Origin of the sequence: Rhodococcus sp. 05-2255-3B1, from assembly GCF_002258545.1 — a bacterium.
Lineage (GTDB): Bacteria > Actinomycetota > Actinomycetes > Mycobacteriales > Mycobacteriaceae > Rhodococcoides.
In genome coordinates, this window is sequence record NZ_NOZC01000031.1 from 83882 (window position 1) to 110880 (window position 26999).

The 26999-nt window shown below is 64.4% G+C and carries 27 protein-coding genes and 1 pseudogene; 13 read left to right on the top strand and 15 right to left on the bottom strand.

Annotated elements, in window-relative coordinates:
• Positions 1-9: 9 nt before the first annotated feature.
• The gene (locus tag CH249_RS17735) at positions 10-852 is read left to right on the top strand and encodes a class I SAM-dependent methyltransferase (RefSeq protein WP_094646844.1); all 843 of its coding nucleotides are present in this window, start codon (positions 10-12) and stop codon (positions 850-852) included.
• Positions 853-865: 13 nt separating this feature from the next.
• Complete coding sequence (gene purU, locus CH249_RS17740) at positions 866-1750, top strand: formyltetrahydrofolate deformylase (protein WP_032393848.1); 885 nt, start codon at positions 866-868, stop codon at positions 1748-1750.
• Between the two features lies 1 nt (position 1751).
• On the opposite strand, the gene CH249_RS17745 is transcribed toward purU, so the two are convergent.
• The 5 genes from CH249_RS17745 to CH249_RS17765 all read right to left on the bottom strand — a co-directional run bounded on the left by CH249_RS17745 (position 1752) and on the right by CH249_RS17765 (position 5812).
• A complete protein-coding gene (locus tag CH249_RS17745; protein ID WP_032393847.1) occupies positions 1752-2777 on the bottom strand; it encodes an alpha/beta fold hydrolase in 1026 nt (341 codons plus the stop codon).
• Positions 2778-2856: 79 nt separating this feature from the next.
• Positions 2857-3144: a DUF2516 family protein gene (locus CH249_RS17750; protein ID WP_371828356.1), complete on the bottom strand. Its 288-nt coding sequence runs from the start codon at positions 3142-3144 to the stop codon at positions 2857-2859.
• A 72-nt stretch (positions 3145-3216) separates the two neighbouring features.
• The gene (locus CH249_RS17755) at positions 3217-4005 is read right to left on the bottom strand and encodes a heparin-binding hemagglutinin (protein ID WP_045198860.1); all 789 of its coding nucleotides are present in this window, start codon (positions 4003-4005) and stop codon (positions 3217-3219) included.
• Positions 3998-4465, bottom strand: a complete 468-nt coding sequence (locus CH249_RS17760; RefSeq protein ID WP_045198858.1) for a helix-turn-helix domain-containing protein — start codon at positions 4463-4465, stop codon at positions 3998-4000. Before CH249_RS17760 ends, CH249_RS17755 begins: the two co-directional genes overlap by 8 nt.
• A gap of 72 nt (positions 4466-4537) precedes the next feature.
• A complete protein-coding gene (locus CH249_RS17765; protein WP_032393845.1) occupies positions 4538-5812 on the bottom strand; it encodes a DUF445 domain-containing protein in 1275 nt (424 codons plus the stop codon).
• A 74-nt stretch (positions 5813-5886) separates the two neighbouring features.
• On the opposite strand from CH249_RS17765, the gene CH249_RS17770 reads away from it, so the two are divergent.
• A complete protein-coding gene (locus CH249_RS17770) occupies positions 5887-6624 on the top strand; it encodes a TetR/AcrR family transcriptional regulator (RefSeq protein ID WP_045200971.1) in 738 nt (245 codons plus the stop codon).
• Here CH249_RS17770 and CH249_RS28010 read toward each other — a convergent pair.
• Entirely contained in the window at positions 6621-6797 is a 177-nt protein-coding gene (locus CH249_RS28010; protein WP_155290782.1) for a hypothetical protein, read from the bottom strand. The two genes, CH249_RS17770 and CH249_RS28010, sit on opposite strands and share 4 nt — an antisense overlap.
• A 62-nt stretch (positions 6798-6859) precedes the next feature.
• Between CH249_RS28010 and CH249_RS17775 the strand changes: the two genes are divergently transcribed.
• Together CH249_RS17775 and CH249_RS17780 are read left to right on the top strand one after the other, a co-directional pair.
• Positions 6860-7405 carry a type 1 glutamine amidotransferase domain-containing protein gene (locus tag CH249_RS17775; protein ID WP_094646843.1) on the top strand — a complete coding sequence of 182 codons (546 nt, stop codon included), beginning with the start codon at positions 6860-6862 and terminating at the stop codon, positions 7403-7405.
• A 16-nt stretch (positions 7406-7421) separates the two neighbouring features.
• Positions 7422-8405 (top strand): iron-siderophore ABC transporter substrate-binding protein, encoded by a 984-nt coding sequence (locus CH249_RS17780; RefSeq protein ID WP_094646842.1) that lies wholly within the window; start codon positions 7422-7424, stop codon positions 8403-8405.
• A 46-nt stretch (positions 8406-8451) separates the two neighbouring features.
• On the opposite strand, the gene CH249_RS17785 is transcribed toward CH249_RS17780, so the two are convergent.
• Entirely contained in the window at positions 8452-8913 is a 462-nt protein-coding gene (locus CH249_RS17785; protein ID WP_032394153.1) for a PPOX class F420-dependent oxidoreductase, read from the bottom strand.
• Between the two features lie 33 nt (positions 8914-8946).
• Between CH249_RS17785 and CH249_RS17790 the strand changes: the two genes are divergently transcribed.
• On the top strand, positions 8947-9804 hold the full coding sequence (locus tag CH249_RS17790; protein WP_094629754.1) for a polyphosphate kinase 2 family protein: 858 nt from the start codon (positions 8947-8949) through the stop codon (positions 9802-9804).
• A gap of 79 nt (positions 9805-9883) precedes the next feature.
• Here CH249_RS17790 and CH249_RS17795 read toward each other — a convergent pair whose 3' ends face one another.
• The 4 genes from CH249_RS17795 to aceA all read right to left on the bottom strand — a co-directional run bounded on the left by CH249_RS17795 (position 9884) and on the right by aceA (position 13716).
• The gene (locus tag CH249_RS17795) at positions 9884-10924 is read right to left on the bottom strand and encodes an NAD(P)-dependent alcohol dehydrogenase (protein WP_032393841.1); all 1041 of its coding nucleotides are present in this window, start codon (positions 10922-10924) and stop codon (positions 9884-9886) included.
• Positions 10925-11020: 96 nt separating this feature from the next.
• Positions 11021-11296: a hypothetical protein gene (locus tag CH249_RS17800; protein WP_032393840.1), complete on the bottom strand. Its 276-nt coding sequence runs from the start codon at positions 11294-11296 to the stop codon at positions 11021-11023.
• Between the two features lie 90 nt (positions 11297-11386).
• Positions 11387-12262, bottom strand: coding sequence for a 3-hydroxybutyryl-CoA dehydrogenase (locus tag CH249_RS17805; protein WP_032393839.1), 876 nt, complete (start codon positions 12260-12262; stop codon positions 11387-11389).
• Positions 12263-12426: 164 nt separating this feature from the next.
• The gene (gene aceA, locus CH249_RS17810; RefSeq protein ID WP_027498404.1) at positions 12427-13716 is read right to left on the bottom strand and encodes an isocitrate lyase; all 1290 of its coding nucleotides are present in this window, start codon (positions 13714-13716) and stop codon (positions 12427-12429) included.
• Between the two features lie 532 nt (positions 13717-14248).
• On the opposite strand from aceA, the gene CH249_RS17815 reads away from it, so the two are divergent.
• A complete protein-coding gene (locus tag CH249_RS17815; protein ID WP_094699012.1) occupies positions 14249-15157 on the top strand; it encodes a DUF559 domain-containing protein in 909 nt (302 codons plus the stop codon).
• 181 nt (positions 15158-15338) lie between these two features.
• Here the strand turns inward: CH249_RS17815 and CH249_RS17820 are convergent, their stop codons facing one another.
• Positions 15339-15743: a hypothetical protein gene (locus tag CH249_RS17820; RefSeq protein ID WP_032393838.1), complete on the bottom strand. Its 405-nt coding sequence runs from the start codon at positions 15741-15743 to the stop codon at positions 15339-15341.
• 147 nt (positions 15744-15890) lie between these two features.
• Between CH249_RS17820 and ramB the strand changes: the two genes are divergently transcribed.
• Together ramB and CH249_RS17830 are read left to right on the top strand one after the other, a co-directional pair.
• Positions 15891-17303, top strand: a complete 1413-nt coding sequence (gene ramB, locus CH249_RS17825) for an acetate metabolism transcriptional regulator RamB (RefSeq protein WP_032393837.1) — start codon at positions 15891-15893, stop codon at positions 17301-17303.
• Positions 17304-17321: 18 nt separating this feature from the next.
• Positions 17322-18095, top strand: coding sequence for an LLM class flavin-dependent oxidoreductase (locus tag CH249_RS17830; RefSeq protein ID WP_094659447.1), 774 nt, complete (start codon positions 17322-17324; stop codon positions 18093-18095).
• Here CH249_RS17830 and CH249_RS17835 read toward each other — a convergent pair.
• From CH249_RS17835 to CH249_RS17845, 3 genes and pseudogenes are all read right to left on the bottom strand, one after another.
• Positions 18082-19178, bottom strand: a pseudogene (locus tag CH249_RS17835) (LLM class flavin-dependent oxidoreductase). The gene CH249_RS17830 and the pseudogene CH249_RS17835 sit on opposite strands and share 14 nt — an antisense overlap.
• Before the next feature lie 4 nt (positions 19179-19182).
• On the bottom strand, positions 19183-19998 hold the full coding sequence (locus CH249_RS17840; protein WP_094681927.1) for an NADPH-dependent oxidoreductase: 816 nt from the start codon (positions 19996-19998) through the stop codon (positions 19183-19185).
• A 62-nt stretch (positions 19999-20060) separates the two neighbouring features.
• On the bottom strand, positions 20061-21071 hold the full coding sequence (locus tag CH249_RS17845; RefSeq protein WP_256988363.1) for an MBL fold metallo-hydrolase: 1011 nt from the start codon (positions 21069-21071) through the stop codon (positions 20061-20063).
• Between the two features lie 159 nt (positions 21072-21230).
• On the opposite strand from CH249_RS17845, the gene CH249_RS17850 reads away from it, so the two are divergent.
• From CH249_RS17850 to CH249_RS17865, 4 genes are read left to right on the top strand one after another with little or no spacing between them, the layout of a single operon-like run.
• Complete coding sequence (locus CH249_RS17850; RefSeq protein ID WP_094681928.1) at positions 21231-22670, top strand: gamma-aminobutyraldehyde dehydrogenase; 1440 nt, start codon at positions 21231-21233, stop codon at positions 22668-22670.
• Positions 22667-24604 carry a primary-amine oxidase gene (locus CH249_RS17855; protein WP_094681929.1) on the top strand — a complete coding sequence of 646 codons (1938 nt, stop codon included), beginning with the start codon at positions 22667-22669 and terminating at the stop codon, positions 24602-24604. Before CH249_RS17850 ends, CH249_RS17855 begins: the two co-directional genes overlap by 4 nt.
• A gap of 28 nt (positions 24605-24632) precedes the next feature.
• Positions 24633-25487 (top strand): universal stress protein, encoded by an 855-nt coding sequence (locus CH249_RS17860; RefSeq protein WP_094681930.1) that lies wholly within the window; start codon positions 24633-24635, stop codon positions 25485-25487.
• Positions 25480-26997 (top strand): APC family permease, encoded by a 1518-nt coding sequence (locus CH249_RS17865; protein WP_094681931.1) that lies wholly within the window; start codon positions 25480-25482, stop codon positions 26995-26997. Before CH249_RS17860 ends, CH249_RS17865 begins: the two co-directional genes overlap by 8 nt.
• The last annotated feature ends 2 nt before the right edge of the window (positions 26998-26999 follow it).

Consider the following 26999-nt stretch of genomic DNA (forward strand, 5'->3'; position numbering starts at 1 on the left):
TTTTGGTTCATGACCGCAGCCTCGCTCGCCGCCACCTTCAACGCCACCAGCAGGGAGTTCGACGCGGTGACGCCACAGGTCTGGGGGCCGGCCGGGCAGTCGCTCGCCTTCGCGCTCGAGTTGGCGACCGGGGACACCGTTCTGGACGTGTGCTCCGGCACCGGGGCATCGGCGATTCCCGCGGCGGCCGCCGTCGGCCCGGACGGCCTCGTGCACGCCGTCGATCTCGCCGACGACCTGCTCGAGGTCGGGCGGGTGAAAGCCACCGAAAGGGCCCTGCGCAACATCGACTTCGTGCTCGCCGACGCCACCGAATGGGAGCCGCCGTCGACGGTTCCCGATGCCGGATACGACGCGTTGGCCTGTTCGTACGGCATCTTCTTTCTGCCCGATCCCGAGGGGGACTTCGCTCGTCTGGTGTCGTTGGTTCGTCCGGGCGGTCGCGTCGGGGTGACGGTGTGGCGCAAGGGTGCGTTCGAGGCGTTCGCGGGCACGTTCTTCGAGGTGATCGGTGCGCATTCGCCGCCGAGCGAACACGACGGGCCACTCGCGCAGGACGGTTACGACAAGCACCCGATCCGGCGGATGGAGACGGCGGATCTTCTGTCGGCATGGCTCGCCGCGGCCGGCACCACCGATGTCGAGGTCGTGGAGCTGTCCAATCACGTTCCCGCGACGGAGTCGTTCGTGTGGGATCTCGTGCTGGGCAGTGCGATGCGGGGAGCGCTGACACCGTTCGACGATGCGACCCGGACGCAGATCCGTGCCGAGTTCTCGGAGCTGCTCACCGAGCGCGGAATCGATTCGATCGATCTGGGGACACTGGTGGCAACCGGGGTGCGGACGCCCTGAGACAATCGGCGGTATGAGTTCTTCCGTATCCGAGGATCGCCGTTACGTTCTGTCGCTCGGTTGCCCCGACAAGACGGGCATCGTCGCCCGCATCTCGACCTTCCTCGCCGAGGTCGGTGGATGGATCGTCGAGGCCGCCTATCACGCCGATCCCGACACCGGTTGGTTCTTCACCCGGCAGGCGGTGCGCGCGTCGTCGGTGGACATGAGCATCGAGGAGCTGAGGACGCGCTTCGCCGTGGTGGCTGCCGAGCTCGGCCCGGAAACCGAATGGACACTTCACGATTCGGGTGAGCCCAAGCGCGTGGTCCTACTGGTCAGCAAGGAGGCGCACTGCTTGCACGACCTCCTCGGGCGCGCTGCGGGCGGCGAACTGCCCGCTCAGATCTCCGCGGTGATCGGCAACCACAAGTCGCTCGAACCGATCGCCGCAGCGCACGGCACCCCGTTCCATCACGTCGAGTTCGCCAAGGATCCGGCCGAGCGCGGGCCCGCCTTCGAGGAGGTGCGGTCGCTGGTCGATTCCTACGACCCGCACGCGGTTGTGCTGGCACGCTTCATGCAGGTTCTGCCCGAGTCGCTGTGCGCGCACTGGGCGGGCCGAGCGATCAACATCCACCACAGCTTCCTGCCGTCGTTCGTCGGCGCGCGTCCGTACCACCAGGCGTTCGCGCGGGGCGTGAAGCTGATCGGCGCGACATGCCACTACGTGACGGCCGAGCTCGACGCGGGTCCGATCATCGAGCAGGACGTCATCCGCGTCGACCATTCCGACGAGGTGGCCGACATGGTGCGTCAGGGCCGCGACATCGAGAAGCTGGTGCTCTCCCGTGGCCTGCGGTGGCACCTGGAGGATCGTGTCCTGGTGCACGGCCGCAAGACCGTGGTGTTCAGCTAGATCACAAGTTCCGGAGCCGAACCACTTCGGTGTTGAATTCGTCGATTGCCTCGACGGAGCTCATGTGTCCGATGCCGGGGATCACGATCAGTCTGCTCAGGTGGTCGTGATCGTCGAGGGCGCGGGCGAGTTTGCGGGCGTGCACGGGTGGGGTCAGTCGGTCGGCCGATCCGACGAGCACGCTGGTGGGAACGGACATGTTCTCGAGCGCTTCGTGGATGTCGAGGTCGCTGAGCGCGGCACCCCAGATGCCGCGGGTGCGCGGGGCGCATTCGAGCACGATCTTCTCGCAGAACGCCACCTCGGCCGGTGTCGCTCCTGGTGCCATGGAGATGTACTTGATGGCCTGGCGGGTCACCGGCGACGGCCGCAGCGGAAGCGCCGAGCTGAGCACGGCTTTGCCCACGGGGGTCGGGAGGCGCGGGAAGCGCTGCGGCAGTGGGATGACGGTGGTTTCGCGGACGAGTGAGTCGGTCGCGGTGCTGGCGAGCAGGACGGCACTGACCAGGCGATCGACCTGTTCGGGATAGTTTCCGGCCCAGGCCATGATCGACATGCCGCCCATGCTGTGACCCACCAGCACAGCTTTGTTGTCCTCGTCGACGGTGGCGGTGAGGACCGCAGCGAGGTCGTCGGCCAGCACGTCGGGGCTCAGTGGTCGCGTTCCCACGTCGCTGCGGCCGTGGCCGCGCTGGTCGTACGCGATGACGCGGTAGCGGCCGGCGAGGGCGTTGATCTGCGGGTACCAGTAGTCGGCCGAGCAGGTCCAGCCGTGGCTGAAGACGATCGGCGCGGCATCGGAGTCACCGTAGCTACGGACGTGCAGGTGGGCACCGTCGTCGGTGACCACCTCGGTGATGTGCGGTTCGAAGGTGGGGTACTGCAGCAGCTCGTCGGGCTGGACGTCGGTCGTCTTGGTGAACGAGTGCAGGCGCCGCCGCCGAACGACGAACGTACCGATGCCTGCCGCGACGGCCGCACTGCCGACTCCGAACAGCGCGCGTTCGATTACCTTGCGTGAAACCACTGATTCCCCTCCACCTGTATCCCCCGAGCGGGTGCGGTAGAGGCTACGCCCAGAACCGAACGGGCGTCGACGCGGCTGGTTACCAGCGAGGTCCGCGCTGAATGCTGTCGATCTTGGGCCGTACGTCGACGAGGTACACGCACACGGCGACGACGCCGATGATGCCCAGGAATCCGATCACTCCGGAGACGAGGATGAGGAGCAGGCCGACGAACAGGATGGCCAGCCACGCGTTCTTGGTGAGCTTGTCCACGGCAGGAAAGGCGTCGGCGCGCTGACGCAATGCGTGGAAGATCGCGAATCCTGCTCCTACCACTCCGAGGATCTGAAGAAAGGTCAGGATGTAGTAGCTGAAGCTGCCGGCGATGCTCACGCGGCCAGTGTACGAGAAACGACCCCCGCGCCGCTCGGCGCAGGGGTCGTTTTCTTTACGAGTGCTTTAGCGAGTGGTCTTCTTCGCCGGAGCCTTCTTGGCCGGAGCCGGGGTGGACTTCTTGGCTGCCGGTGCCGGTGCGGTCTTCTTGGCCGGTGCCGGAGTCTTTTTGATCGGCGAGTTGGCGTTGCTGCGGGTCTTGGCCTCGACCGTGCCCGCCGCGCCGCTCACCTTGTCGGACGCCTTGATGGCCTTGTCCTTGGCCTCGTCGCCTGCTTCGTCGATGTTCTCGGCGAGCTCGTCGGCGGCGTCGGAGATCTCCTCGGCACCCTCGCGGACCTTGTCCGATGCGAGACCGGCCAGAGCAGCGGCACGCTCACCCACTGCGCGGGTCTGCGAGGCGACGGTTCCGAGGGCCTGCTCGGTGAGGTCGACGACGTCGTTGGCAGCGGCGTTGGCGCGTTCGAGGCGTTCTTCGACGGCGGGCGTGCGGCGGATGCGCTCGACGGTCTCTTCGCCGCGCTCGGCGAGCGAGGTGTAGAGGTCGGATGCCACCTTCAGGTATGCCTCGGCAACCTTGCGCAGCTCTTCGGGGGTGAAGCGCTCGCGCAGCTCGGCGATCTCGTCGGGGAGCTCTGCGGGCAGGTTCGCCAGCCGCTCGCGCAGGCTCTCGACGCCCTCGGTGACATCTTCGGAGATGTCGGCGATGCGGGCGTTGACCTCGCTGGTGCGGCTCTCGGCGCGCGAGCGCACCTGAGCGACGACGTCGGCCACGGCCTGGACGACGGCGTCGCCTGCACCGACGGCTGCGAAGATCGGGGTCTTGACGTTCTCGAAGTTCTTGGAATCAGACATCGGGTGTCTCCTGTTCGTCGGGTTCGGGCTCCTGCGTCGACTCGTTCTCACGACAGAACGAGTCGTAGATCTCGATCAGCACTTGCTTCTGCCGTTCGGTGATGTGCTCATCGCCGAGCAGAGCTTCGCGCACCGGACCGTGGGGACGCGCTTCCAAGATCCCGGCCCGGACGTACAGCACCTCGGAGGAGACGCGCAGACCCTTGGCTATCTGCGCTAGCACTTCTGCGGACGGGTTGCGCAGTCCGCGTTCGATCTGGCTCAGGTAGGGGTTGCTCACTCCGGCCCGGCTGGCGAGTTGCCGCATGGATACCTGCGCGGCTTCCCGTTGGGACCGGATGTAGCTGCCGATGTCCTGGGCCGCAGTGGTGACCACTGCAGCGACCAGATCCCCCGCCTCGGCGACGACCTGCGTCGCCTCGGTCGCTTTGGCGACCAGATCCCCCTCGTTCTCGGCCATATCGGCCTCCTGTTTCGGTGTCCTACTGGACGGTACCGAAGGGTGCTAACTATTGCAAGCACTCTGCTAGCACTAGTGCCCGAAGATCAGATCCGAGATCGTGTAGATGGCGAGACCGGCGATGGAACCGACGACGGTTCCGTTGATGCGAATGAACTGGAGATCGCGTCCGACCTGCAGTTCGATCTTCTTGCTCGCCTCCTCGGCATCCCACCGCGCGACGGTGTCCCCGATGATCGTGGTGATCTCGTCCGCGTAGTTCGCGGCGATGTAACTCGCCCCACCGAGGAGCCAGCCGTCGACCTTGCCGCGCAATTCCTCGTCGTCGCGCAAGCGCACCCCGAGGTTGGCGGTGTTCTCCTTGATCTTGGTGCGCAGCGTGCTCGTCGGATCGTCCACCGACTCGGTGATCAGCCGCTTGGCCACCTTCCACGTCGCCGCGGCGAGGCCGGTGATCTCCTCACGCCCCATGATCTGCGCCTTGAGCTTCTCGGCCTTCTCGATGGTGACCGGGTCGTGCTGCAGGTCGTTGGCGTAATCGACGAGGAACTTGTTGGCGGCCAGGCGTACGTCGTGTTCGGGGTTGGAGCGAATCTTCCAGGTGAACTCGACGAGCTCCTTGTAGACCTTCTCGCCCAACAGCGTGTCGACGAACTTCGGCGACCAGTTCGGGGAGTCCCGCGCGACGACGCGATCGATCATCTCCTGGCTGCCGAGCGCCCACTGGTGAGCGCGCTCGGCGAGCATGTCGATCAACGGCAGCTGGCGATTCTCGCGGAGCAGTTCGTCGAGGATGCGGCCGATCGGCGGTCCCCACTGCGGGTCGGCGAGTCGACGCACGATGGTGCTGTCGATGACGGCGGTGATGTCCTCGTCGTTGAGGACGTCGACGACGCCGTGCAACACGGTCGCCGCCTCGGCCGCGACCCGTTCGGCGTTGTCCGGCTGAGCGAGCCAGGTCCCCAACCGCAGGGGAACCTGCGCGGACGCGACCTTCTCCGACACGACCTCGGGCGCGAGGAAGTTGCTGCCGACGAACGAACTCAGGCTCGCACCCAGCTGGTCCTTCTTCTTCTTGATCAAGGCCGTGTGCGGAATCGGGATGCCGAGCGGGTGCTTGAACAGGGCCGTCACCGCGAACCAGTCCGCGAGTGCGCCCACCATTCCCGCTTCCGATGCCGCGCGCACGTAGCCCACCCAGGCACCTGCGCCCGTCGACTCCTGCCAGCGGCAGAAGATGTAGACGATCGATGCGAAGACGAGAAAGCCCGTCGCGACCGTCTTCATCTTGCGGAGGTCGCGGCGTTTGGTGTCGTCGTCGAAGTTCATCAGCTGCACAACCGACATTGTGCCCAGAAATACCTCGGACCAACCGGACGCACCCTGCGACGGTGTCCGAGCAGGCGCATAGGGTGGTGGTCGTGGCAAGAAATACGACGGAGGCAAAGCTGGACGAGTCCGAGCCGAGCGAGGACAAGCCCAAGGCCGAGAAGCCGGACGGCCGCAAACGTCGGTGGCGTGAGCACAAGATCGCGCGACGCGAGGAGCTGGTCGACGGCACGCTGGCTGCGATCCGGTTGCGGGGCCGCGAGATCGGAATGGACGAGATCGCGTCGGAGATCGGTATCTCCAAGACGGTGCTCTACCGCTACTTCACCGACAAGAACGACCTGACGAGCGCGACCATGTCGCGGTACGTCGAGACGACCCTCGCACCTCGCATCTACGCGGCCATCTCGCACGAGCTCGACGAGTACGAACTCACCCGCGTCGTCGTGACCGCCTATGTCGAGACGGTGGCCACCGATCCCGAGGTGTACCTGTACGTCATGGCGAACAACGCCGGCAACAATCGCGACGTCGTCGCCGAGTCCGAGCGCATGATCGCCGAGTTGCTCTCCACCGTGTTGGGTGAGCGCCTAAGGCAACGCGAGATGGACTCGGGCGGTTCGGTTCCGTGGGCCTTCGCGATCGTCGGCGCGGTTCAGTTGGCCACGCACTGGTGGATCTCCAACAAGTCCATGTCCGCGGACGATCTGATCGACTATCTCTGCATGATGATGTGGGGCGGCATCCACGGAGTCGCCATGGCCGACGGCTCCCCCGCGAAGTTCAAGTCGCAGCCGCACCCTCTCGTCGTCGAACCAGGCACGCCCTAGCGCTCGTCGTACCCGTCGTCGTCGAGCGGGACCTCGGCTCGTTGATCCAGCACGTCCCGGACGTCGGCCTCGACGGGCAGATCACTCGTACTCGGCTCGCCGGACTCGTCGACGATCGGCAGACTCTGCTCGACCCGATCCTCGGTGGGCGTTTCGATGGGTGATTCGCTCATGTCTCCATTCGTACCATCACTCGTCAGTTTGAGATCCGGTCCGGTCGGACATTCGAACAGGTATGACTACCGATACATTGACCGGACGCCGCATCGCCATTCTCGCTACAGACGGCGTCGAGCAGGTCGAACTGGTTCAGCCTCGTGAAGCCGTCGAAAATGCCGGAGCCACAGTCACATTGGTGGCACTCGACCATGGTGACATCCAAGCGATGGAGAGCGACGTCAATGCCGCCGACACCTTCACGGTCGACCGCGTCGTCGCCGATGTCTCCGCGGACGACTTCGATGCGCTGATCCTGCCCGGCGGCACCACCAACCCCGACCAACTTCGCGTCGACGCGGACGCGGTGGCGTTCGTGCGCGCATTCGTACAAGCCCGCAAACCGGTCGGCGTCATCTGCCACGGTGCCTGGACTCTCGTCGAGGCGGACGTCGTGAAGGGCCGGACGTTGACGTCCTACCCGAGTATCCGAACCGACATTCGCAACGCGGGAGGAACCGTCGTCGACGAGGAAGTGGTCGTCGACGGCAACCTGGTGTCGAGCCGCAATCCGGACGACCTGCCGGCCTTCTGCGCGAAGATCGTGCAGCATTTCAGCGCTTGATAGGTTAGCGTGCCCTATGCACATTTCTCGTTCGTTGGCTCTGCCTGCGGCAGCCCTCGCCCTCGCCCTCACTCTGACCGCATGCAGCTCCGACAACGGCGACACCACCGACCCCTCGGAGGCCGGTGGTGTCGTCGTCACCGACATGTTCGGCGACGTCGAGGTCCCGGCGAATCCGCAGCGAGTGGTTGCACTCGGCTGGTCGGACGCCGAGACCGCACTGGCGCTCGGCGTCCAACCCGTCGGAGCGAGTGACTGGCTCGGAGTCGGCGGAAACGGCCTCGGCCCGTGGGTCGACGAAACCTACGACACCGACCCCACGATCGTCGGCACCTTCGACGTCGACATGGAGTCGATCGCGGCGCTGGCACCGGATCTGATCCTGTGGACTCGCAGCACCAACGACAAAGCCGTCTACGACGACCTGTCCGAGATCGCCCCGACTGTCGCCGCGCCGCCGGGAACCGACGTCGCCTACGGCACCACGTGGGACGGCCAGACCGAGATCGTTGCCCAAGCGCTCGGAAAGGTCGACGAGGGCAAGAAGCTCGTCGACGACACCCAGGCACTGGTCGACGACACCATCGCCGCCAACCCCGAATTCGCCGGCAAGACCGTCGCCGTCGGCACGCTCTACAGCGGACAGGTCGGTGCCTACGTCCGCGGCGACACCCGCGTCGACTTCCTCGAGTCGTTGGGCATGGAGAACACCCCGGCCGTCCAGAACCTCGCGCAGCCGGGAGCATTCAGCATCGAACTGTCCGAGGAGAACATCTCCGCGCTCGATGCCGACCTCACCGTCATGTTCCCCATCGGCACCGGACCCGAGGTGATCACCGACAACCCGTCGATCCAGGGCCTGCCGTCGGCACGCGACGGACGCCTCGTGGTGCTCGGAGATCAGAACCTCTCCAACGCATTCTCGGCAGCCTCGGTCGCAGGCACCCGATACGCACTGGAGAACGCAGTGCCGCTCTTCGCGGCACCACTGAAGGGCTAGATCACACCCTCCCCGGCGGGCTTGTCACACTCTCCCCGGGGGCTTGTCACACTCTCCCTGGAGGGAAGCCACCCGCGGCGATCGGTCCCCAGGTGTCGATCACGATGCGTATCAACGACTTTCCCTGCTTCACCATCGCCGCGCGGTACTCGTCCCAGTCCGAGTGCTCGCCGGCGATGCTGCGGAAGTACTCCACCAGAGGCTCGACCGCGTCGGGAAGATCGATGATTTCGGCGGTACCGTCGACCTGGACGTAGTCGCCGTTCCAATCGTCACTGTGCACCAACACCGTGACGGCGGAGTTGCGGCGAATGTTGTGCACCTTCGCGCGCTCGGGGTACGTGGCGATGACGATGCGGCCTTCCGAGTCGACCCCGGCCGAAACCGGGGAGACCTGCAGGCCGTCGTCGCGCTTGCGGGTGATCAGGGTGTGGTGGTGCCGCGGGGAGACGAATTCGAGCAATTCCTCACGCGACACGGTCTCGGCTTTTGCGATGGTAGGGGCCATGATTCCCATGGTAGAGAAGTAGTGTCATCGGTCATGGCCGACAACTCGAAATTGTGGACGCTCTCTCCCGTCGAGGTGCTGCGCGCCGGTGCGTCACCCCGGGTCGAGGACATCGATTTCACCGCAACTCCGGGATTCGACGGCAAGAAGGCACACGGCAACGACGTCCTCGAACAGCGGGGTGAAGTGCTGGCCGCGCTGCAGGAGAAGCTCTACGCCCATGGGCGCGCGGGTGGAACCAGGTCGGTTCTGCTGGTACTCCAGGGCATGGACACCGCAGGCAAGGGCGGAATGGTCAAGCACGTCATCGGCATGGTCGATCCGCAGGGCGTGGACCTGGCGTCGTTCGGGGTGCCGACTCAGGAAGAGAAACAACACCACTACCTGTGGCGAATCCGCAAAGCACTTCCGCGGGCCGGCCGCATCGGGGTGTTCGATCGCTCCCACTACGAGGACGTCCTCGTCGTCGCGGTCCACGACCTGGTGCCACGGCAGGTGTGGGAGAAGCGATTCGACGAGATCAACGCCTTCGAAAAGGAGTTGACCGAACAGGGAACCGTCGTGGTGAAGGTCGCGTTGTTCGTCTCGGCAGACGAGCAGAAGAAGCGGTTGCAGGAGCGGCTCGATCGGCCCGACAAGCATTGGAAGTACAACCCGGGCGACGTCACCGAGCGTGGCTTCCTACCGCAGTACCGGGCGGCGTATCAGCGGGTGCTGGATCGGACCGACGTCGATCATGCACCGTGGTACGTCGTGCCGGCCGATCGCAAATGGTACAGCCGCCTGGCGGTGACGGAGATCCTGATCGACACGTTGGAAAAACTCGATCTCGATTGGCCCGCAGCCGATTTCGACGTCGAGCACGAGAAGAAGCGTCTCGCCGAGAGCTGAACCCGCTTCGAAGACGTGAATGGTCCATCGACCCCCGTCTGGGCAGGTCGATGGACCATTCACGCGTCCAAAGAGACTGTTACAGCGTGGCCGCGTCGATCACGAAGCGGTAGCGCACGTCGGACTTGACGACGCGGTCGTATGCCTCGTTGATCTTCTCGGCCGGGATGACCTCGATCTCGGCACCGATGTGGTGCTCGGCGCAGAAGTCGAGCATTTCCTGGGTCTCGGCGATGCCACCGACCATCGAACCGGCGAAGGAGCGACGGTTGGCCAGCAGGTTGAACGCGGGCACCTCAAGGGGCTTCTCGGGAACACCGAGCTCGACGAGGGTGCCGTTGCGGGCGAGCAGTCCGAGGTACTTGCCCATCGGCAGGTTCGCGGAGACCGTGTTGAGGATCAGGTCGAACTTGCCCTGCAGATCCTTGAGGGCGGTGGTGTCCTTGGTGGCGTAGTACTCGTCGGCACCGTAGGCCTTGCCGTCGGCTTCCTTGGCGTCGGTCTGGCTCAGCACGGTGACGTGTGCTCCGAGTGCGTGCGCGATCTTGACGCCGATGTGGCCGAGGCCGCCCATGCCGATGATGGCGACCTTCTTGCCCGGTCCTGCGCCCCAGTGCTTGAGCGGCGAGTACAGGGTGATGCCTGCGCACAGCAGAGGTGCGGCGACGTCGAGCTCGACGCCCTCCGGGATTCCGAGAACGAACTTCTCCGTCACGACGATCTGGGTGGAGTAGCCGCCGTGGGTGAACTCGCCCTCGTAGGTCTTCGAGTTGTACGTCTGGACGACGCCCTTGGTGCAGTACTGCTCGTCGCCGTCCTTGCACGCCTCGCACTCGCCACAGGAGTCCACGAAGCAGCCGACGCCGACGCGGTCGCCCACCTTGCGGCTGGTCACCTCGGAGCCGACCTCGGCCACAATGCCTGCGATCTCGTGCCCGGGAACGACGGGGTACGTGGTGCCACCCCACTCGTTACGGGCGGTGTGGATATCGGAGTGACAGATGCCGGCGAACTTGACGTCGATGAGGATGTCGTGCGGTCCGACAGCGCGTCGCTCGATCGTCGCCTTCTCGAGCGGGGCGTCAGGAGCGGTGGCCTGGTAAGCGGTAGCTGAAGTCATAAGTACATTGCTACCTACGCATCGGTGCAAGCGCAAGGCAGCTACCGCCTCGACCAGGCTATTCCTACTCTAAACGAGTCGTTCGCAACAGTAACGTCAGCTGTTCTTGGCGATGTTGCCGCCGAGCCACAGAACGTATGCGCCCAGACCGATCAGTCCGATCTTGCGAGTCTTGGGGTATGCGATCGCGGCACCGACCGCCAGTTCGGTGGCTCCGTTGCGACTGATCCAGGTCCGAGTGTCCTTGGGGAACGGAAGCTTGGTGATTCCCTCGAACGCCTCGGGCACCACGAAGTGGGCGGCGCCGGTGGCCGCCAACCCGATCCCGAATGCCTTGGGAACCACACTGTTCGACTTCGTGGACTTGCTCACTGACATGCTCCTGTGATCGAAGTGACTGCATTCGCAGACCGACAATAGCGGTCCGGTGACCGTCGCGGGGCAACCCGCCCGCGGCGGTGTCTACTTTGCGATTCGGCCGTTCTCGTAGCGGTAGAAACCGGCTCCGGCCTTCTTGCCCATGTGCCCGGATTCGACCATTCGCAGCAGCAGCGGCGGTGCTAGGAAGAGGGGTTCCTCGAACTCCGAGTACATCGAATCTGCAATGGCTTTGACCGTGTCGAGGCCGATCAGATCGGCGAGTGCGAGCGGCCCCATGGGGTGCGCCAGACCCAGCACCGTCGCCTTGTCGACGTCTTCCTTGGTGGCGAACCCGGATTCGACCATGCGAATCGCGGAGAGCAGATACGGCACGAGCAACGCGTTGACGACGAAGCCCGATCGATCTGCCGAGCGCACGACCTGTTTGCCGAGAACATCGCCCGCGAAGCGCTCGGCCCGGTCTGCCACTGCCGGTGACGTCAGGTCGGTGGTAACGAGCTCGACGAGTGGCAGTACCGGGACCGGGTTGAAGAAGTGCAGACCCACGACTCGGCCGGGTGCCGTCGTGGCGGCTCCCAGGCTCACGATGGGAATGGAGGAGGTGTTGGAGGCGATGACGGCATTTGGGTCGGTCACCACCGAGTCGAGTTCGGCGAAGATGTCGGTCTTGATCTTCTCGTCTTCGAGCACTGCTTCGACGACCAGTTGGCGGTCGCCGAAGTCGGCGAGGTCGGCGGTGAATCGCAGCCTGCATGCCGCTTGCTCACGCTCACGTTCGGTGATCTTGCCGCTGCTGACGCCGCGGTCCAGCGATTGCAGAATGCGGCTGCGACCGGCCGTCGCCAGTTCGCGGGTCTGTTCGTGGACCAACACGTCGACGTGCGCACGGGCGCAGACCTCCGCGATTCCTGCACCCATCTGCCCCGCTCCGACGATCCCCACCCTCTCGACCGTCACAGGAGGCTCCTAGTCATTGATGTTGCGGCACAACAGGTTGAAGTGAGATGCGGGTAACTCTTACCGGGTACGCCCAAAACCTTCGTCGTACAGAACAGGCGGCCCGCAACGAATGTTGCGGACCGCCTGACTAGTGCGCTGAAAATCCGGAGAGGCGGAACTGCTTAGTGGAACTGGCCTTCTTCGGTGGAGCCCTTCAGTGCTGCCGTCGAGGTGTTGGGGTCGACGGTGGTGGCGATGCGGTCGAAGTAGCCTGCACCGACCTCACGCTGGTGCTTGATGGCGGTGAAGCCGCGCTCTTCGGCAGCCTTGAACTCGCGCTCCTGCAGGTCGACGAACGCGGTCATGCCTTCGCGGGCGTAGCCGTGTGCCAGGTCGAACATGCCGTAGTTGAGCGAGTGGAAGCCTGCGAGGGTGATGAACTGGAACTTGAAGCCCATGGCACCGAGTTCCTTCTGGAACTTCGCGATGGTCGCGTCGTCCAGGTGCGCCTTCCAGTTGAACGAAGGCGAGCAGTTGTAGGCGAGCAGCTGGTCCGGGAACTCGCTGCGAACCGACTCGGAGAACTTCTTGGCGACCTCGAGATCCGGCACGCCGGTCTCCATCCAGATGAGGTCGGCGTACGGGGCGTAGGCCTTCGCACGGGCGATGCAGGGCTCGATGCCGTTCTTGACGCCGAAGAATCCTTCTGCGGTGCGGGTTCCGTCGAGGAATTCACGGTCACGCTCGTCGACGTCGGAGGTGATCAGCGTGGCTGCCTCGGCGTCGGTGCGGGCGATGATGACCGACGGGACGTCGGCGACGTCGGACGCGAGGCGTGCCGAGGTCAGGGTGCGGATGTGCTGCTGGGTGGGGATGAGCACCTTGCCGCCGAGGTGGCCGCACTTCTTCTCCGATGCGAGCTGGTCCTCCCAGTGCACGCCTGCGGCGCCGGCCACGATCATGGCCTTCTGCAGCTCGTAGGCGTTCAGTGCGCCACCGAAGCCGGCTTCGGCGTCGGCGACGATCGGTGCGACCCAGTTCTTGACGGAGGTATCGCCCTCGATCTTGGCGATCTCGTCGGCGCGCAGGAGTGCGTTGTTGATGCGACGGACGACGGACGGCACCGAGTTGGCCGGGTAGAGGCTCTGGTCCGGGTAGGTGTGGCCCGAGAGGTTGGCGTCGCCTGCGACCTGCCAGCCGGAGAGGTAGATCGCCTGGAGGCCGGCGCGAATCTGCTGCACGGCCTGGTTGCCGGTGAGGGCTCCGAGCGAGTTGATGTAGTCCTCGTTGTTGACGAGATCCCACAGGATCTCGCTGCCGCGGCGAGCGAGGGTCGCTTCTTCGACGACGGTGCCCTGGAGGTCGGAGACCTGCTGTGCGGTGAAGTTACGGGTGACGCCCTTCCAGCGGGGGTTGGTGTCCCAATCCTGCTGGATCTCGGCGGTGGTCTTCGGGGTGCCGGTGGTCGACATCTTCAGCTCCAGTCTCTTCTGCTTCTCGGCCTGCCTCGAGACGAATCTTCACATCGTTGCCAGGCCCTTCTGGTGTACTCCAGAACAATGGCACACCCGAAAACATGCGTCTACCAGTTGTTAGTGCCAATCTTGGCTAGCTTTACGGGCGTCGTTGCTAATGTTGCAAATTTTTGGTCGACACAAACCTCTCCGATCGGACAGCGTGGTTACTCGCCAGTAGCGATGAATCCCCAGTTGATGAACGGAATGAACAAAATTCTTTACCGGACGCTTGTACGGTTTGACGAGGGCGTCTGAATCGAGTCAGAAACCGAGCACTTTGTGATCGACATCACAGTACTCCGATCTCACGATGTGAACATGGCACGGGTTGCTCCCCTCGACACCACTTTCGCGGGGATCCCCCGACCGACGCCACCGAGTGGAGCAGAAGTTGCACTCATCCACAGGCTGGCACCTGTCCACAGGGCTTTCGATTTCCCCAGGTCGAGCATCGAAGACCACCCACGCCATCGCCGACGCTGCACCCATGACAGCCAACTCCACTCCCGCCCAACCCGGTCATTCCGCAGACTCCACTCCCGCCCAACCCGGTCATTCCGAAGGCTCCACTCCCGGCCCCTCCACATTCCGACAGCTCGTCTCCTCCGGACTCCATCCCAGCACCGTCTCGCGACGCTTCACCCGCGTTCTGCCGACGGTCCATATGCGCGGGGAGCCGTCGACGATGGATCGGTGTCGGGCCATCGCCCTGTGGCGACCCGATGCCGTACTCAGTCACCGTTCGGCCGCATACCTACGCGGCTGGACGACCGAGCCGTCCACTCTCGATGCAACCGTCCCCCGCTCGGCCCGGTTGCGACCACCGCCATGGCTCCGACTGCACCGTCGCGCACTCGATTCCCGGCTCGTCGACGAGGTCGAGTCACTGCCTTGCACCACTCCTGCGCAGACGATGCTCGATTGCCTGGCGGTACTCCCTCGCGAAGAGGCCGAGTTGCTGATCGACGAGCGTCTGAAGTTCGGACTCGACCCTGCGTCGCTCATCTGCCTACTCGAGCGATTCCCGGGTCGACGCGGCAACGCAGAGTTGGCCCGTCAGGTCCGGTTGGCAGTGACGAGGTTCGCCTCGGAACCGGAGCGGGCCCTCGGCCGGGCATTGCATCGGATCGGCCTGTATCTGGAGATGAATGCGACAGTCGGCTCGTTCGTCTGCGACCTCGTCGACCGTCGCAGCCGAACGATCATCGAGGTGGACGGACGCGAATTCCACAGTGCAGCAGAGGTGTTCAGCAAGGATCGACATAGACAGAACGCCCTGGTACTGGGTGGCTGGTTGGTGCTGCGCTACTCGGCGTTCGATGTGCTTGCCGCGCCGGATGTGGTGGCTGCCGAAATCGCGTCGGTTGTCAGGCGGCGTCGGGAATCGCGGCGATGAGAGCACACAATGCTCCACTCGCCGGTCCGCACGAGGGATTTACCGGATCCACCGCGCCGAGTGGAGCACCCATTGCATCAGGCGCCGCGATGAACCCACAGAGCAGAAAATGCTCCACTCCCGGACCCGCGTATGACATTTTTCGCACGCGGCCCCGGGAGTGGCGCACCGGTTGCCGAGATCAGATGCGAACGCCGGTTCGGTCGTCGCTGTGTGCAATCACCTGCGACGTGATCGGCGTCCGACGCGAGGCCAGCACACCGAGCCCGCCCATCGCGGCGATGACGAGTCCTCCGACGATCGCGAACAGGTCGGCGGCGAGCAATCCGGACGGGAACACCATCAGCGCGGGCGAGACAGCAAGCAGCAACCCGAGGCCGACGTGGGTCCAATGACTCTGTCTCGACGAGGATCCGATGGCCCAGAGTGCAGACGACGCCGCAAGGATGCCGAGCACGAGGATGGCACCGGTGACTTCCTGGTCTCCCTGGACGGGAAGCCAGACGGTCGATGCGACGAGCACGGCTCCGGTGACGAAGACGACGACGTCCCTGACGATTTCCGATGTGCGTTGACGATTGGACATGACCGCTCCTCGTGGTGCGTGGTGAATAGCTCGTACACCGGTATACGCCCTTACTTCGGCTAATGTTCCCGTTGGCTGTCGAATTGTGACCCAGTAGCCGATTGCGAACGGTGTTAACCCGATTCTTCGCAGGCGTAGCCTGGCGATATGTCGAAAACCTTCGTCGGCGTGCGGCTTCGGCAGCTCCGCAGCGAACGCAGCATGAGTCAGGTGTCACTGGCGCAGAAGCTCGGGATCTCCGCCAGTTATCTCAACCAGATCGAGCACGACGTGCGTCCACTGACGGTGCCGGTGTTGCTGCGGATCTCCGAGGTGTTCGGCGTCGACACGTCGTTCTTCTCCTCCGAGGACGACACCAGGCTGGTTGCCGAACTCCGCGAGGTGGCGCTCGATCAGGATATGGGGATCGATGCCGATGCCCACGAGATCGCGCAGATGGTCAGCTCTCACCCGCAGTTGGCACGGGCGATGGTCAACATGCACCGCCGATACCGCAATACGACGGCTCAGCTGTTGGCCGCTACCGAGGAGCGGTTCTCCGACGGCAGTGGCAGTGGTTCGATCAGCAAGCCGCACGAGGAAGTGCGTGACTACTTCTATCAGCGGCAGAATTATCTGCACGAATTGGACACTGCGGCAGAGGCTCTGACCTCGAGAATCCGGTTCCATCGCGCCGACGTCGGTGGCGAGATCGCCAAGCGGCTGCGGACGGTTCACGACGTGCAGATCGTCAATCGCATCGACCTCGGCGAGAACGTGCTGCATCGGTTCGATCCGCAGACGCGAGTGCTGGAGATCTCACCGCATCTGTCCGGCGGGCAGAAGGTGTTCAGGTACGCCGCCGAACTCGCCTATCTCGAATGCGGGGATCTGCTGAAGAAGATGGCCGACGAGGGCAACTTCACCAGTGAGTCGTCGAAGAAGTTGGCGGTGCTCGGTTTCGCGAACTACTTCGCGGCCGCGACGGTGTTGCCGTACCACCAGTTCCACGACGTCGCCGAGGATTTCCGGTACGACATCGAGCGGCTCTCGGCCTTCTTCTCGGTCAGCTACGAGACCATCTGCCATCGCCTGTCCACCTTGCAGAGACCCGAGCTGCGGGGTGTTCCGTTCTCGTTCGTGCGCGTCGATCGCGCCGGGAACATGTCGAAGCGCCAGTCCGCCACGGGCTTTCACTTCTCGTCCAGTGGTGGCACGTGCCCACTGTGGAATGTGTACGAGACCTTCGCCTATCCGGGCAAGATCATGACGCAGATCGCCGAGATGCCCGACGGCCGCAGTTACCTGTGGATCGCACGCACCGTGGAGCGACGTGCCGCGCGATACGGACAGCCCGGCAAGACCTTCGCCATCGGCCTCGGATGCGAACTGCGCCACGCCGGTCGGCTGGTGTACGCCGACGGTCTGGACGTACAGGGCTCGGCGGCGGCGACACCGATCGGAGCGGGCTGCCGGGTGTGCGAGCGTTCCAACTGCCCGCAACGCGCGTTTCCGCCACTGGGTAAGGACCTCGACATCGACGAGCACCGAAGTTCGGTGTCGCCGTATCTCGTTCGCTGAGAAGAAAGGAAGACTGGAATGACTCGTATCGGCGTTGTACTGCGACCCGAACTTGCGCCGGAGGATCTCGTCGACGCGGCATGTGCGGCCGACCGCGCAGGCGTCGACGAGGTGTGGTTGTGGGAGGACTGCTTCTACTCCGGTGGATTGTCGGCTGCTGCACTGGTTCTCGCGAACACCGAACACGTGAGCGTCGGCATCGGGGTGCTACCGACTCCGATGCGGAACGTGGCAGCCACTGCCATGGAGATCGCTACCGTGGCCCGTGTCCATCCGGGGCGGCTCCGCGTGGGGCTCGGACACGGAGTTCAATCGTGGATGGGGCAGATCGGGGCGCGAGTGCAGTCGCCTCTGACGTTGCTGACCGAACAGATGACAGCGCTCACCGCACTGTTGGCGGGCGAGAGCGTCACCGTGCAGGGGCGGTACGTCTCACTCGACAACGTGCAGCTGAATTGGCCTCCGCTGCAACCGCCGCCGCTGCTCGTCGGTGCGACGGGGCCGAAGACTCTGGCCCTGAGCGGACGCACCGGTGTGGGAACCATCCTCACGAGCGAGACGTCACCGGATCAGGTGCGAACGGCCATCGAGCACATCGATGGTGGGCCGGACCACGAGATCGTCGTCTACATTGCCGCCGTGACCGATTCCGATGTCGCGCTGAGCAACCTGCAACGCTGGATCGATGCCGGTGCCACCACTGTCGTACTCGAACCCCCTGCGGACCGAGCGGATCCGACCACGTTGTTCACCCACGCCGCGGCATTGACGGCACAGGTCAGCTCGCCGTGAATCCCCTGGCACGATCTTTGTCCTCGGTCGTCCACAGTGTGGTCGTCACCTCGGCCCGCACCAATGGAATCACTTCTTCGGCGAACTGTCGTAACGTGTCCTTCTGACGCTCGAAGTCCAATACGTGGTTGATCGAAACCGATTGCAGATCATGGCCGTACGCGTCGTGGTAGTCGAGTATCTTCGCCGCGACGCGTTCGGACGAGCCCACCAGTGCGGGCCCCCGCGCTACCGCGTCGTCGATGGTCCGAAAGCTCGTCACCTTGCCCTTGGCCGCCGGATCGTGTTTGCGCTTGTCCTGCTGCGCGACGATGCCCTCGTAGATCGGCCGATACTCGGCAACGGCAGCCTCGGTCGTCGTACCGAGGAACAACCCCCGGAGCCAGAACCCACGTACGCCCTGTCCGGGTCATGACCGTGATTGCGATACTGCTCGCGGTAGCGGTCGATGAGTTCCTTGTAGTTCTCCCTCGGCTGCAGTGCGTTGGCTGTCACGATGGGGTCTCCCCACTCGGCCGCCAGATCGACCGCTTCGATCGACGTGGCCGAACCGTGCCAGATTCGAAACGGCCCGTCGAAGGGCCTGGGCAGTGTGGTGGCGTCGGACAACGGATGTCGGTGGCGCCCGGTCCAATCCACGTGCTCCTCACGGATCAGCCTGCGGAGCAGTTCGTAGTTCTCGGTGAGGTACTCGTACTGGCGCGCGATGTCGAGTCCGAACAGTGGGTACTGCAGTACTTCGTTGCCTTTGCCGATGACGACTTCGAGGCGGCCTCGACTCAGGTGATCGACGGTGCCGAGGTCTTCGGCGACGCGGATCGGGTCCAACACCGACAGGACGGTGACGCCGGTGGATAACAGAATGCGATGCGTCGCCTGGGCGAGCGCGCCGAGAAGCACCGTGGGAGCGGACGATAGCACGTCTCCCGCGTGCCGTTCTCCGACAGAGAACGAGTCGATGCCCAGTTCTTCTGCAAGAACGGCGAGTTCGATCAACCGGTCGAATCGGTCGGCCGGGTGCACGACTGCACCGGTGACCGGGTGCGGAGGGTTGAAGACGATGTCGAGAACCTGAAAGCGCATAGTTCTACCGGGACTTCCAGCCGAGGGACTCGAACGATTGCCTGAGCGTCACACGCGAACCGATCGCCTCACCGCTGCGCAGGCGCGACAGTACCGACGAGATCCAGGATGACGTACGTCCCTGTGTCACATAGTATTCCGATAATCGTTGCTCGTGGACAGGCACCGCAGCGTCGGCCACCACGGCGTCGTAGTTTTCGTGATGGAGCACCGAGGAGATGGGCAATCGCGGCTTCACCCCGGCCGTATCCTCGCCCGCTCGGCCCAGCGCCAAGCCCACCACCGGAACCGATTGTTCGGCCAGTGCCAGCTCGGCAGCAATCTCGTCGGGTGCGTTGCGCACCGCCCCGACATACACCGTCCCCCATCCCAGCGACTCCGCAGCGACGACGGCGTTCTGCGCGGCCAACGCTGCATCGATGGCACCGAGAATCGTACTGTCGAAGTAGTCGGCACCGCCGAGTTCGGCGTCGTGCGCTGCGGCGAGCCGTCGGGCCCGCCCGAGATCGGCCACGAACACCAGGAACACCGCAGCCTCGGCGACGAACGCCTGGTTCCCGGCCAGCGCCGCCAGACGCTTCTTGCGCGCCGGGTCTCGTACCGCGATCACGCTCCAGGCCTGCAGGTTCGATGACGTCGGCGCGGATTGGGCTGCGGCGACGATGGTCTCGATCGTCTCGGTGTCGATCGGATCGTCTGTGAACGTCCGCACCGAGTGATGCGACAGCAGAACGTCGATCGTCTCGTTCGTGTACGCCAATGCCGTCAGAGCAGGATCGCGGTAGCGCTGCTGAACCCACGAGGCCGAAAGGGAGGTCACGTGTCCCACGCTCCTCCGAACGACGCCGACGCGCCACAGTTGCGCTCGCCGTGATTCGAAGGCTAGGGCTTTCGGAGCCGATGCTGCCGGAGGTAGCGTCCCGCGTCCGCGAACGCGCGTGCTCGACGCGTGAGTGTGGGTGGGGCGGGCTTCTCACCTCGCCACAGGCGGTACAGGGTGCTCATGCTCAGGATGAGTCGTTCCGGTGAGTCCCAGTGTGAGTACTGCCCGAATTCAGGAGATTTCAGCAGGTTGAGGGCGGCTTCGGTTGGACCGAGGCCGGCGTCGAAGCAGCTGCGTCCGGCCTCGGATACCCAGGTCCAATAGTTGTGGAGCGCCCGGATCTCGTCGGTGCCGCACAGGGGTCCGTGGCCGGGAACGTAGACGTCGGCATCGAGATCGAGAAGGTGGTCGAGCGCGTCGATCCAGTTCTGCAGAGGTCCGTGCCAGAGCACCGGGGTGGCGTCGATGAAGAGCAGGTCGCCGGCGAACACGACTCCGACGTCGGGGAGATGGGCGATGAGGTCACCTTCGGTGTGTGCTGGGCCCAGGTACCGCAGGTGGACCGGCCGCCCCGCCACGTCGATGGTCTCGGTGGTGTCGAAGGTGTGGTCGGGCAGTCTCGGCAGACTCGTGGGGAAGGTGGCGTCGCCGCGGACTCGGTCCATGTAGGAGCCCATTGCCCCGACCGGCCCCGGCACCCAACCGATCTTCGCGCCGACAGATGCGAACGCGTCCACTCCTTTCGGCGGTGTTTCCTCTTTCATCGCGTGCAGCGACGCGGTACTGGTGGTGATGCGGGCGGTGGCAGGGACGGTGTCGTTTCCCCACCAGTGATCGCCGTCGGAGTGGGTGTTGAGTACCTCGGTGATCGGTGCGTCGGCGACCAGTTCGGCGGTGTCGGCGACGACTCGCTGCGCCCAGTTCACATCCCACACGGTGTCGATCAGCATCGACGCCGAACTCGGTGCCACGATCAGTCCGGTGTTGGTCTGCCCCCAGCTGCCGGGCGGTCGCATGAATGCCCAGGTGTCGTCGGCGATCTGTCGATACCCCACCTCTGTGTCTGCCACCGCCACAGGCTAGCCGGTGAGCAGCTCCTGCGGGCTCGAGTTGGACCGACATTCGGTCCTGATCGATGCGGGGGAGTTGGACATCTTGTCGGGTGGCGAAGTCTCGTCCGTAGGTGCAGGCTTTGCAGAACCGAAACAGTCGACGCTAGGGGTTCAGTGATGACGGTGCCTGTCCTGCAGAACTACATCGACGGGGCGTTCGTGACGCCGTCGGGCACCGAGATGCTCGATGTGGTGAATCCGGTGGACGAATCGATCGTCGCCCACTCCCCCATCTCCGACGCCGCCGATGTCGATGCCGCGATGTCGGCCGCTGCCAGAGCATTCGAGACCTGGGGCAAGACGACGCCGAGCGAACGGCAGAAGGTGCTGTTGAAGCTCGCCGACGCCGTCGAAGCGCACAGCGACGAGATCGTCGAGGCGCAGAGCCGCAACACCGGTCAGCCCAAGGCCACCATCGCGGCCGAGGAAGTCACTGTCGGTGCCGATCAGATCCGATTCTTCGCAGGCGCGGCACGGATGCTCGAGGGCAAATCTGCGGGCGAGTACATGGACGGCTTCACCTCGTACGTGCGCCGCGAACCGATCGGCGTCGTCGGGCAGGTGACCCCGTGGAACTACCCGTTCATGATGGCGATCTGGAAGATCGGTCCCGCGCTGGCCGCGGGAAACACCATCGTGCTCAAGCCGAGTGACACCACCCCCGAGAGCACGCTGGTGCTCGCGAAGCTCTCGAAGGGCATCGTGCCCGACGGGGTGTTCAACGTCGTGCTCGGGAACGGCGGCACCGGTGCGGCGATCGTGGAACACAAGACTCCCGGCCTGGTCTCGATCACCGGATCCGTTCGCGCCGGCATCGCTGTTGCCGTGGCCGCCGCCAAGCAACTCAAGCGGGCGCACCTCGAACTCGGCGGCAAGGCACCGGCAATCGTGTTCGACGACGTCGACATCGCCAAAGCCGCCGACGGTATCGCCGAGGCCGCGTTCTTCAACGCCGGCCAGGACTGCACCGCTGTCACCCGCGTCCTGGTCCACGAGTCGGCGCACGACGGACTCGTCGATGCCCTTGTCGCCAAGGCGAAGACGCTGAAAGTCGGCCTGCCCGACGACCCCGATACCTTCCTCGGGCCACTGAACAACGTCAACCACTTCGGTCAGGTGAGCGCCAAGGTCGCGGGTATCGGCGAACACGCCACCATCGTCACCGGTGGCAAGCGCATCGGCGATACGGGCTTCTTCTTCGAGCCGACCATCATCACCGGCGTGCAGCAGTCCGATCCCATCGTGCAGGAGGAGACCTTCGGCCCGGTGCTCACGGTGCAGAAATTCGGCGACGAGGCGGAGGCGATCGCGCTGGCCAACGACGTCGACTTCGGTCTCGCATCGAGCGTCTGGACTTCCGATCACGCACGCACACTGCGCATCTCGGCAGCTCTGGACTTCGGAGCCGTATGGGTCAACTGCCACATCCCGTTGGTGGCCGAAATGCCGCACGGAGGATTCAAGTACTCCGGCTACGGCAAGGATCTCTCGGCCTACGGGGTCGAGGACTACACCCGCATCAAGCACGTCATGAGCTCGACGGAGACCATCGCATGACCTTTCACCCCCTCGATCCCCTGTCCAGCGACGAATTCGCCACCGTAGCCGAGGTTCTCGGTCGCGACCACGGAGTCGGCGACGGCTGGCGCTACGCCTCGATCGAGATGATCGAACCGGCCAAGTCCGAGATCGCCGCATTCGACGCGGACGGTACCGTGCCTGCGCGTCGAGCAGTCTCGGTGGTGTTGAACCGCAACGAGAACACGACGTTCAAGGCCGTGGTGTCACTCGACGATCGCACCACCGAATCGTGGACGCACATTCCGGATGTGCAGCCCAACTTCACCGTCGACGAGTGGGAGGAGGCCGACGCGGCCCTGCGTGCCCACCCCGATGTGATTGCCGCCCTTGCCGATCGGGGTATCACCGATCTGGATCTGGTATTCATGGACACCTGGACCTACGGCGAGGCAGTGACGCCCGAGAAGTACAAGGGTCGACGCCTGGGCTGGTCCGACACGTGGGTCAAGGCCTCGGAGGGTGCCAATCCCTATGCCGGGCCGGTCGGCGGTTTCCACTGCGTCATCGACGTGAACACGATGGAACTGCTCGAGATCGAGGACACGTATCGCGTCGAGCGACCGGAAATCATGGGTGAGTACGTCCCTCGCCACATCCCGGAGCGAATCAGGAACGCGAGTACCCGCCCACCCTTGAAGCCCCTCGAGATCAATCAAACGGACGGGCCGTCGTTCGAGCTCGACGGCAACAAGCTGACGTGGCAGAACTGGTCGCTTCGCGTCGGGTTCAACTATCGCGAGGGCATGACGCTGCATGCCGTCAGCTACAACGACAACGGAAACGTGCGGTCCGTTGCCAATCGAATGTCGTTCGCGGAGATGGTCGTTCCGTATCGCGATCACACCGAGGACCACTACCGACGCACCGCGTTCGACATCGGCGAATGGGGCCTGGGCTTCATGACCACCTCGCTCGAGCTCGGCTGCGATTGCCTCGGCGAGATCCGGTACCTCGATGCAGTGCTGCACAACAGCAAGGGTGAGCCGTACACGATCACCAACGCGATCTGCATTCACGAGGAAGACAACGCCGTGCTGTGGAAGCACGTCGATCACGACGCCGGAGCCGAGGTGCGACGGATGCGTCGGCTCACGGTCAGCTTCCATGCAACGGTTGCCAACTACGAGTACCTCGTCTACTGGCGGTTCTATCAGGACGGCAACATCGAGTGCGAGGTCCGCGCGACGGGCATCATGGTCGTCACCCACTTCGACGAGGGCGGCACCCATCCGTCCGGAACGCTGGTCGACAACCGCACGTACGCGCCCTACCACCAGCACTTCCTGGTCGCCCGGCTGGATCTGGACGTCGACGGCACCGAGAACACCGTGTATTCCAGTGAAACCCAACGTGTTCCGATGGGACCGGACAACCCTTACGGTCTCGCGCTGACTCAGGTCAACACTCCGCTGACCACCGAGTCCGAAGGCAAGCAGGATTACGACTGGAACACCCAGAAGGCGTGGAAGGTCGTCAACGACAACGTCACCAACGGCCTCGGCACCCGGCCCGCCTACAAGTTGGTTCCGGGAGCGGCCATCCCGTCGATGTTCGATCCCGCATCGCCGATCTTCCAGCGCGCCCAGGTGATCGGCCACACCGTCTGGGTCACCCCCAACTCACCCGACGAGCGTTGGCCCAGTGGCGAGTTCGTGAACCAGAGCGGCATCGACCACGGGCTACCGGAGTGGACCGAGAAGGATCGCAGCATCGAGAACACCGACGTCGTCGTCTGGTACACCTTCGGCATCCACCACATCACGCGGCCGGAGGACTGGCCGGTGATGCCCGCGGACACGGTCTCGTTCTGGCTCAAGCCGTTCGGGTTCTTCGATCGAAATCCATCGCTCGACGTCACACCGTCGGAACCGAAGTCGTGCCACACCGATCCCGGTAGCACCTGCCATTAGCTCGCCCAACCTCAGGGAAGGTCCGCCCATGCGTCTGATCGTGGGGTACCAGGCAACACCGAGTGGCGCGGACGGAATCGCCCTGGGGGCAACGCTCGCGCGTTCGCTGCAGGCATCACTGGACATCTGTCTGGTGCTGCCGCAGGAGCGGCCGGTGCCGTCCAAGGCACCGGTCGAGGCCGGATATGACGACATCCTGATCGATCGGGCCACCGGCTGGCTCGACGAGGCACTGACCCTGGTACCCGAGGACGTACAGGCACGCGCGCACCTGTTGTTCGACGAGTCCTTCGCACAGGGCCTGCTCGACTGTGTGGACGAGTGTGACGCCTACATGATCGTCGTCGGCGCGGCCGGTGACGGTCTGCTCGGACGCCATTCGATCGGCACCGTCACCAGCGATCTTCTGCATGTGTCGCATGTGCCGCTCGCGCTGGCTCCGCGGGGGTATCGGCACTCGCCGCCGCAGCGCATCCGGGAGATCACCTGTGCCATCGGAAATCGGCCGGGGGCAGCCGAACTCGTGCGGGCAGCCACCGACCTGTCCGTCACCGCCAAGTTGCCGCTGCGGCTGCTCTCCCTCGTGTCCGCAGAAGAGCAATCGGCACGGGGTCCGGACGGTCTCGCCAAGGCCGAGGAGGTGCTGCGGACCGTGCAAGCGGAACTGCCCGCAGGATCGGACGTGCAGTTGACGGTGGCGGAGGGCTCCGGCATCGAGAAGGCCGCTTCTTCGCTCGACTGGCACGACGGCGACGTGTTGATGGTGGGGTCGTCTCGACTCGCCCAGCCTCACCGCCTCTTCCTGGGATCGGTTGCCGCCAAGATGCTTCGGGTCGTTCCCGTTCCGATGATCGTTATTCCGAGAGAGGCCGACGATGAATGACCACAAGGTAGTCGACGTCGAGTCCAAGGGCCTGTCCGCCGGCCAGCTCGGGTTGCTCGCCAGTGTGGTGCTGGGCATCTCGACCATCGCACCCGCGTACGCACTCACTGCGTCGCTCGGGCCGACGGTCACCGAGGTCGGAGTACATCTGCCCGCGATCTTCATCGTCGGCTTCATCCCGATGTTGCTGGTGGCGTTGGGTTATCGAGAGCTCAATGCTGCCGAGCCCGACAGCGGCACGTCGTTCACGTGGGCGTCGAAGGCGTTCGGTCCGTACGTCGGATGGATGGGCGGCTGGGGCCTGATCGCGGCCACCATCATCGTGCTCTCGAACCTCGCCGGAGTGGCCGTCGACTTCTTCTACCTCTTCCTCGCCCAGGTCACCAGCAACGACTCCTTGGCCGACCTGACCGGCAACAAGCTCGTCAACATCGTCACGTGCCTGGTGTTCATGGCGTTGGCGGCGTGGCTCTGCTACCGCGGCATGCAGGAGACCAAGCGTGTCCAGTACACGATGCTCGGGTTCCAGTTGCTGGTGATGGCGTGGTTCATCATCGCCGCTTTCGTCAAGGTGGGGGCAGGCGACGGGGCGCAGGACATCTCGTTCAGCCTGGACTGGTTCGACCCGTTCGGGATCCCGAGCTTCTCGGCGTTCACGGCCGGACTGTCGCTGTCGATATTCATGTACTGGGGTTGGGACGTCTGCCTGACGGTCAACGAGGAAACCTCGGGCAGCGCAAAGATTCCCGGGCGTGCAGCGCTGGTCACGGTGTTCTTCATCATCGTGCTGTATTTGCTCACCGCAGTGGCAACCCTGCTCTTCGCAGGCACCGGTGACACCGGAAACGGACTGCAGAATCCCGACACCACCGACAACGTGTTCGCCGCCCTCGCCGGGCCGGTGATGGGCCCCTTCGCGATCCTGCTGTCCCTGGCCGTGTTGAGCAGCTCCGCCAGTTCACTGCAGGCCACCTTCATCTCACCGGCGCGTACTCTGCTCGCGATGGGTCACTACCAGGCCCTACCGAAGCGGTTCGCCTCCATCACACCGCGATTCAGCACTCCGGGCTTCGCGACGCTCGTGGCAGGCGGGGCGTCCGCCGGCTTCTACGCCGTGATGCGGGTGGTGAGCGACAACGTTCTCACCGACACCATTGCCGCTCTGGGACTGATGATCTGCTTCTACTACGGCATCACGGCATTCGCCTGTGTCTGGTACTTCCGCGAGGAGCTGTTCACCAGCACCCGCAACTTCTTCTTCAAGTTCCTGGCCCCGCTACTCGGTGGCGTCGGGATGGCCGTGGTGTTCGTGCAGACCTCGGTCGACGCCTGGGACCCCGAATTCGGCAGCGGCTCATCACTGTTCGGCATCGGCATGGTGTTCCTCATCGGCGTCGGCATCATCGTTCTCGGCATCGTCGTCATGGCAGTGGTGGCACTGCGCAAGCCGGAGTTCTTCAAGGGCAACATTCTCCGGCGCGACACTCCGTCACTGATCGTCGAGGACTGACG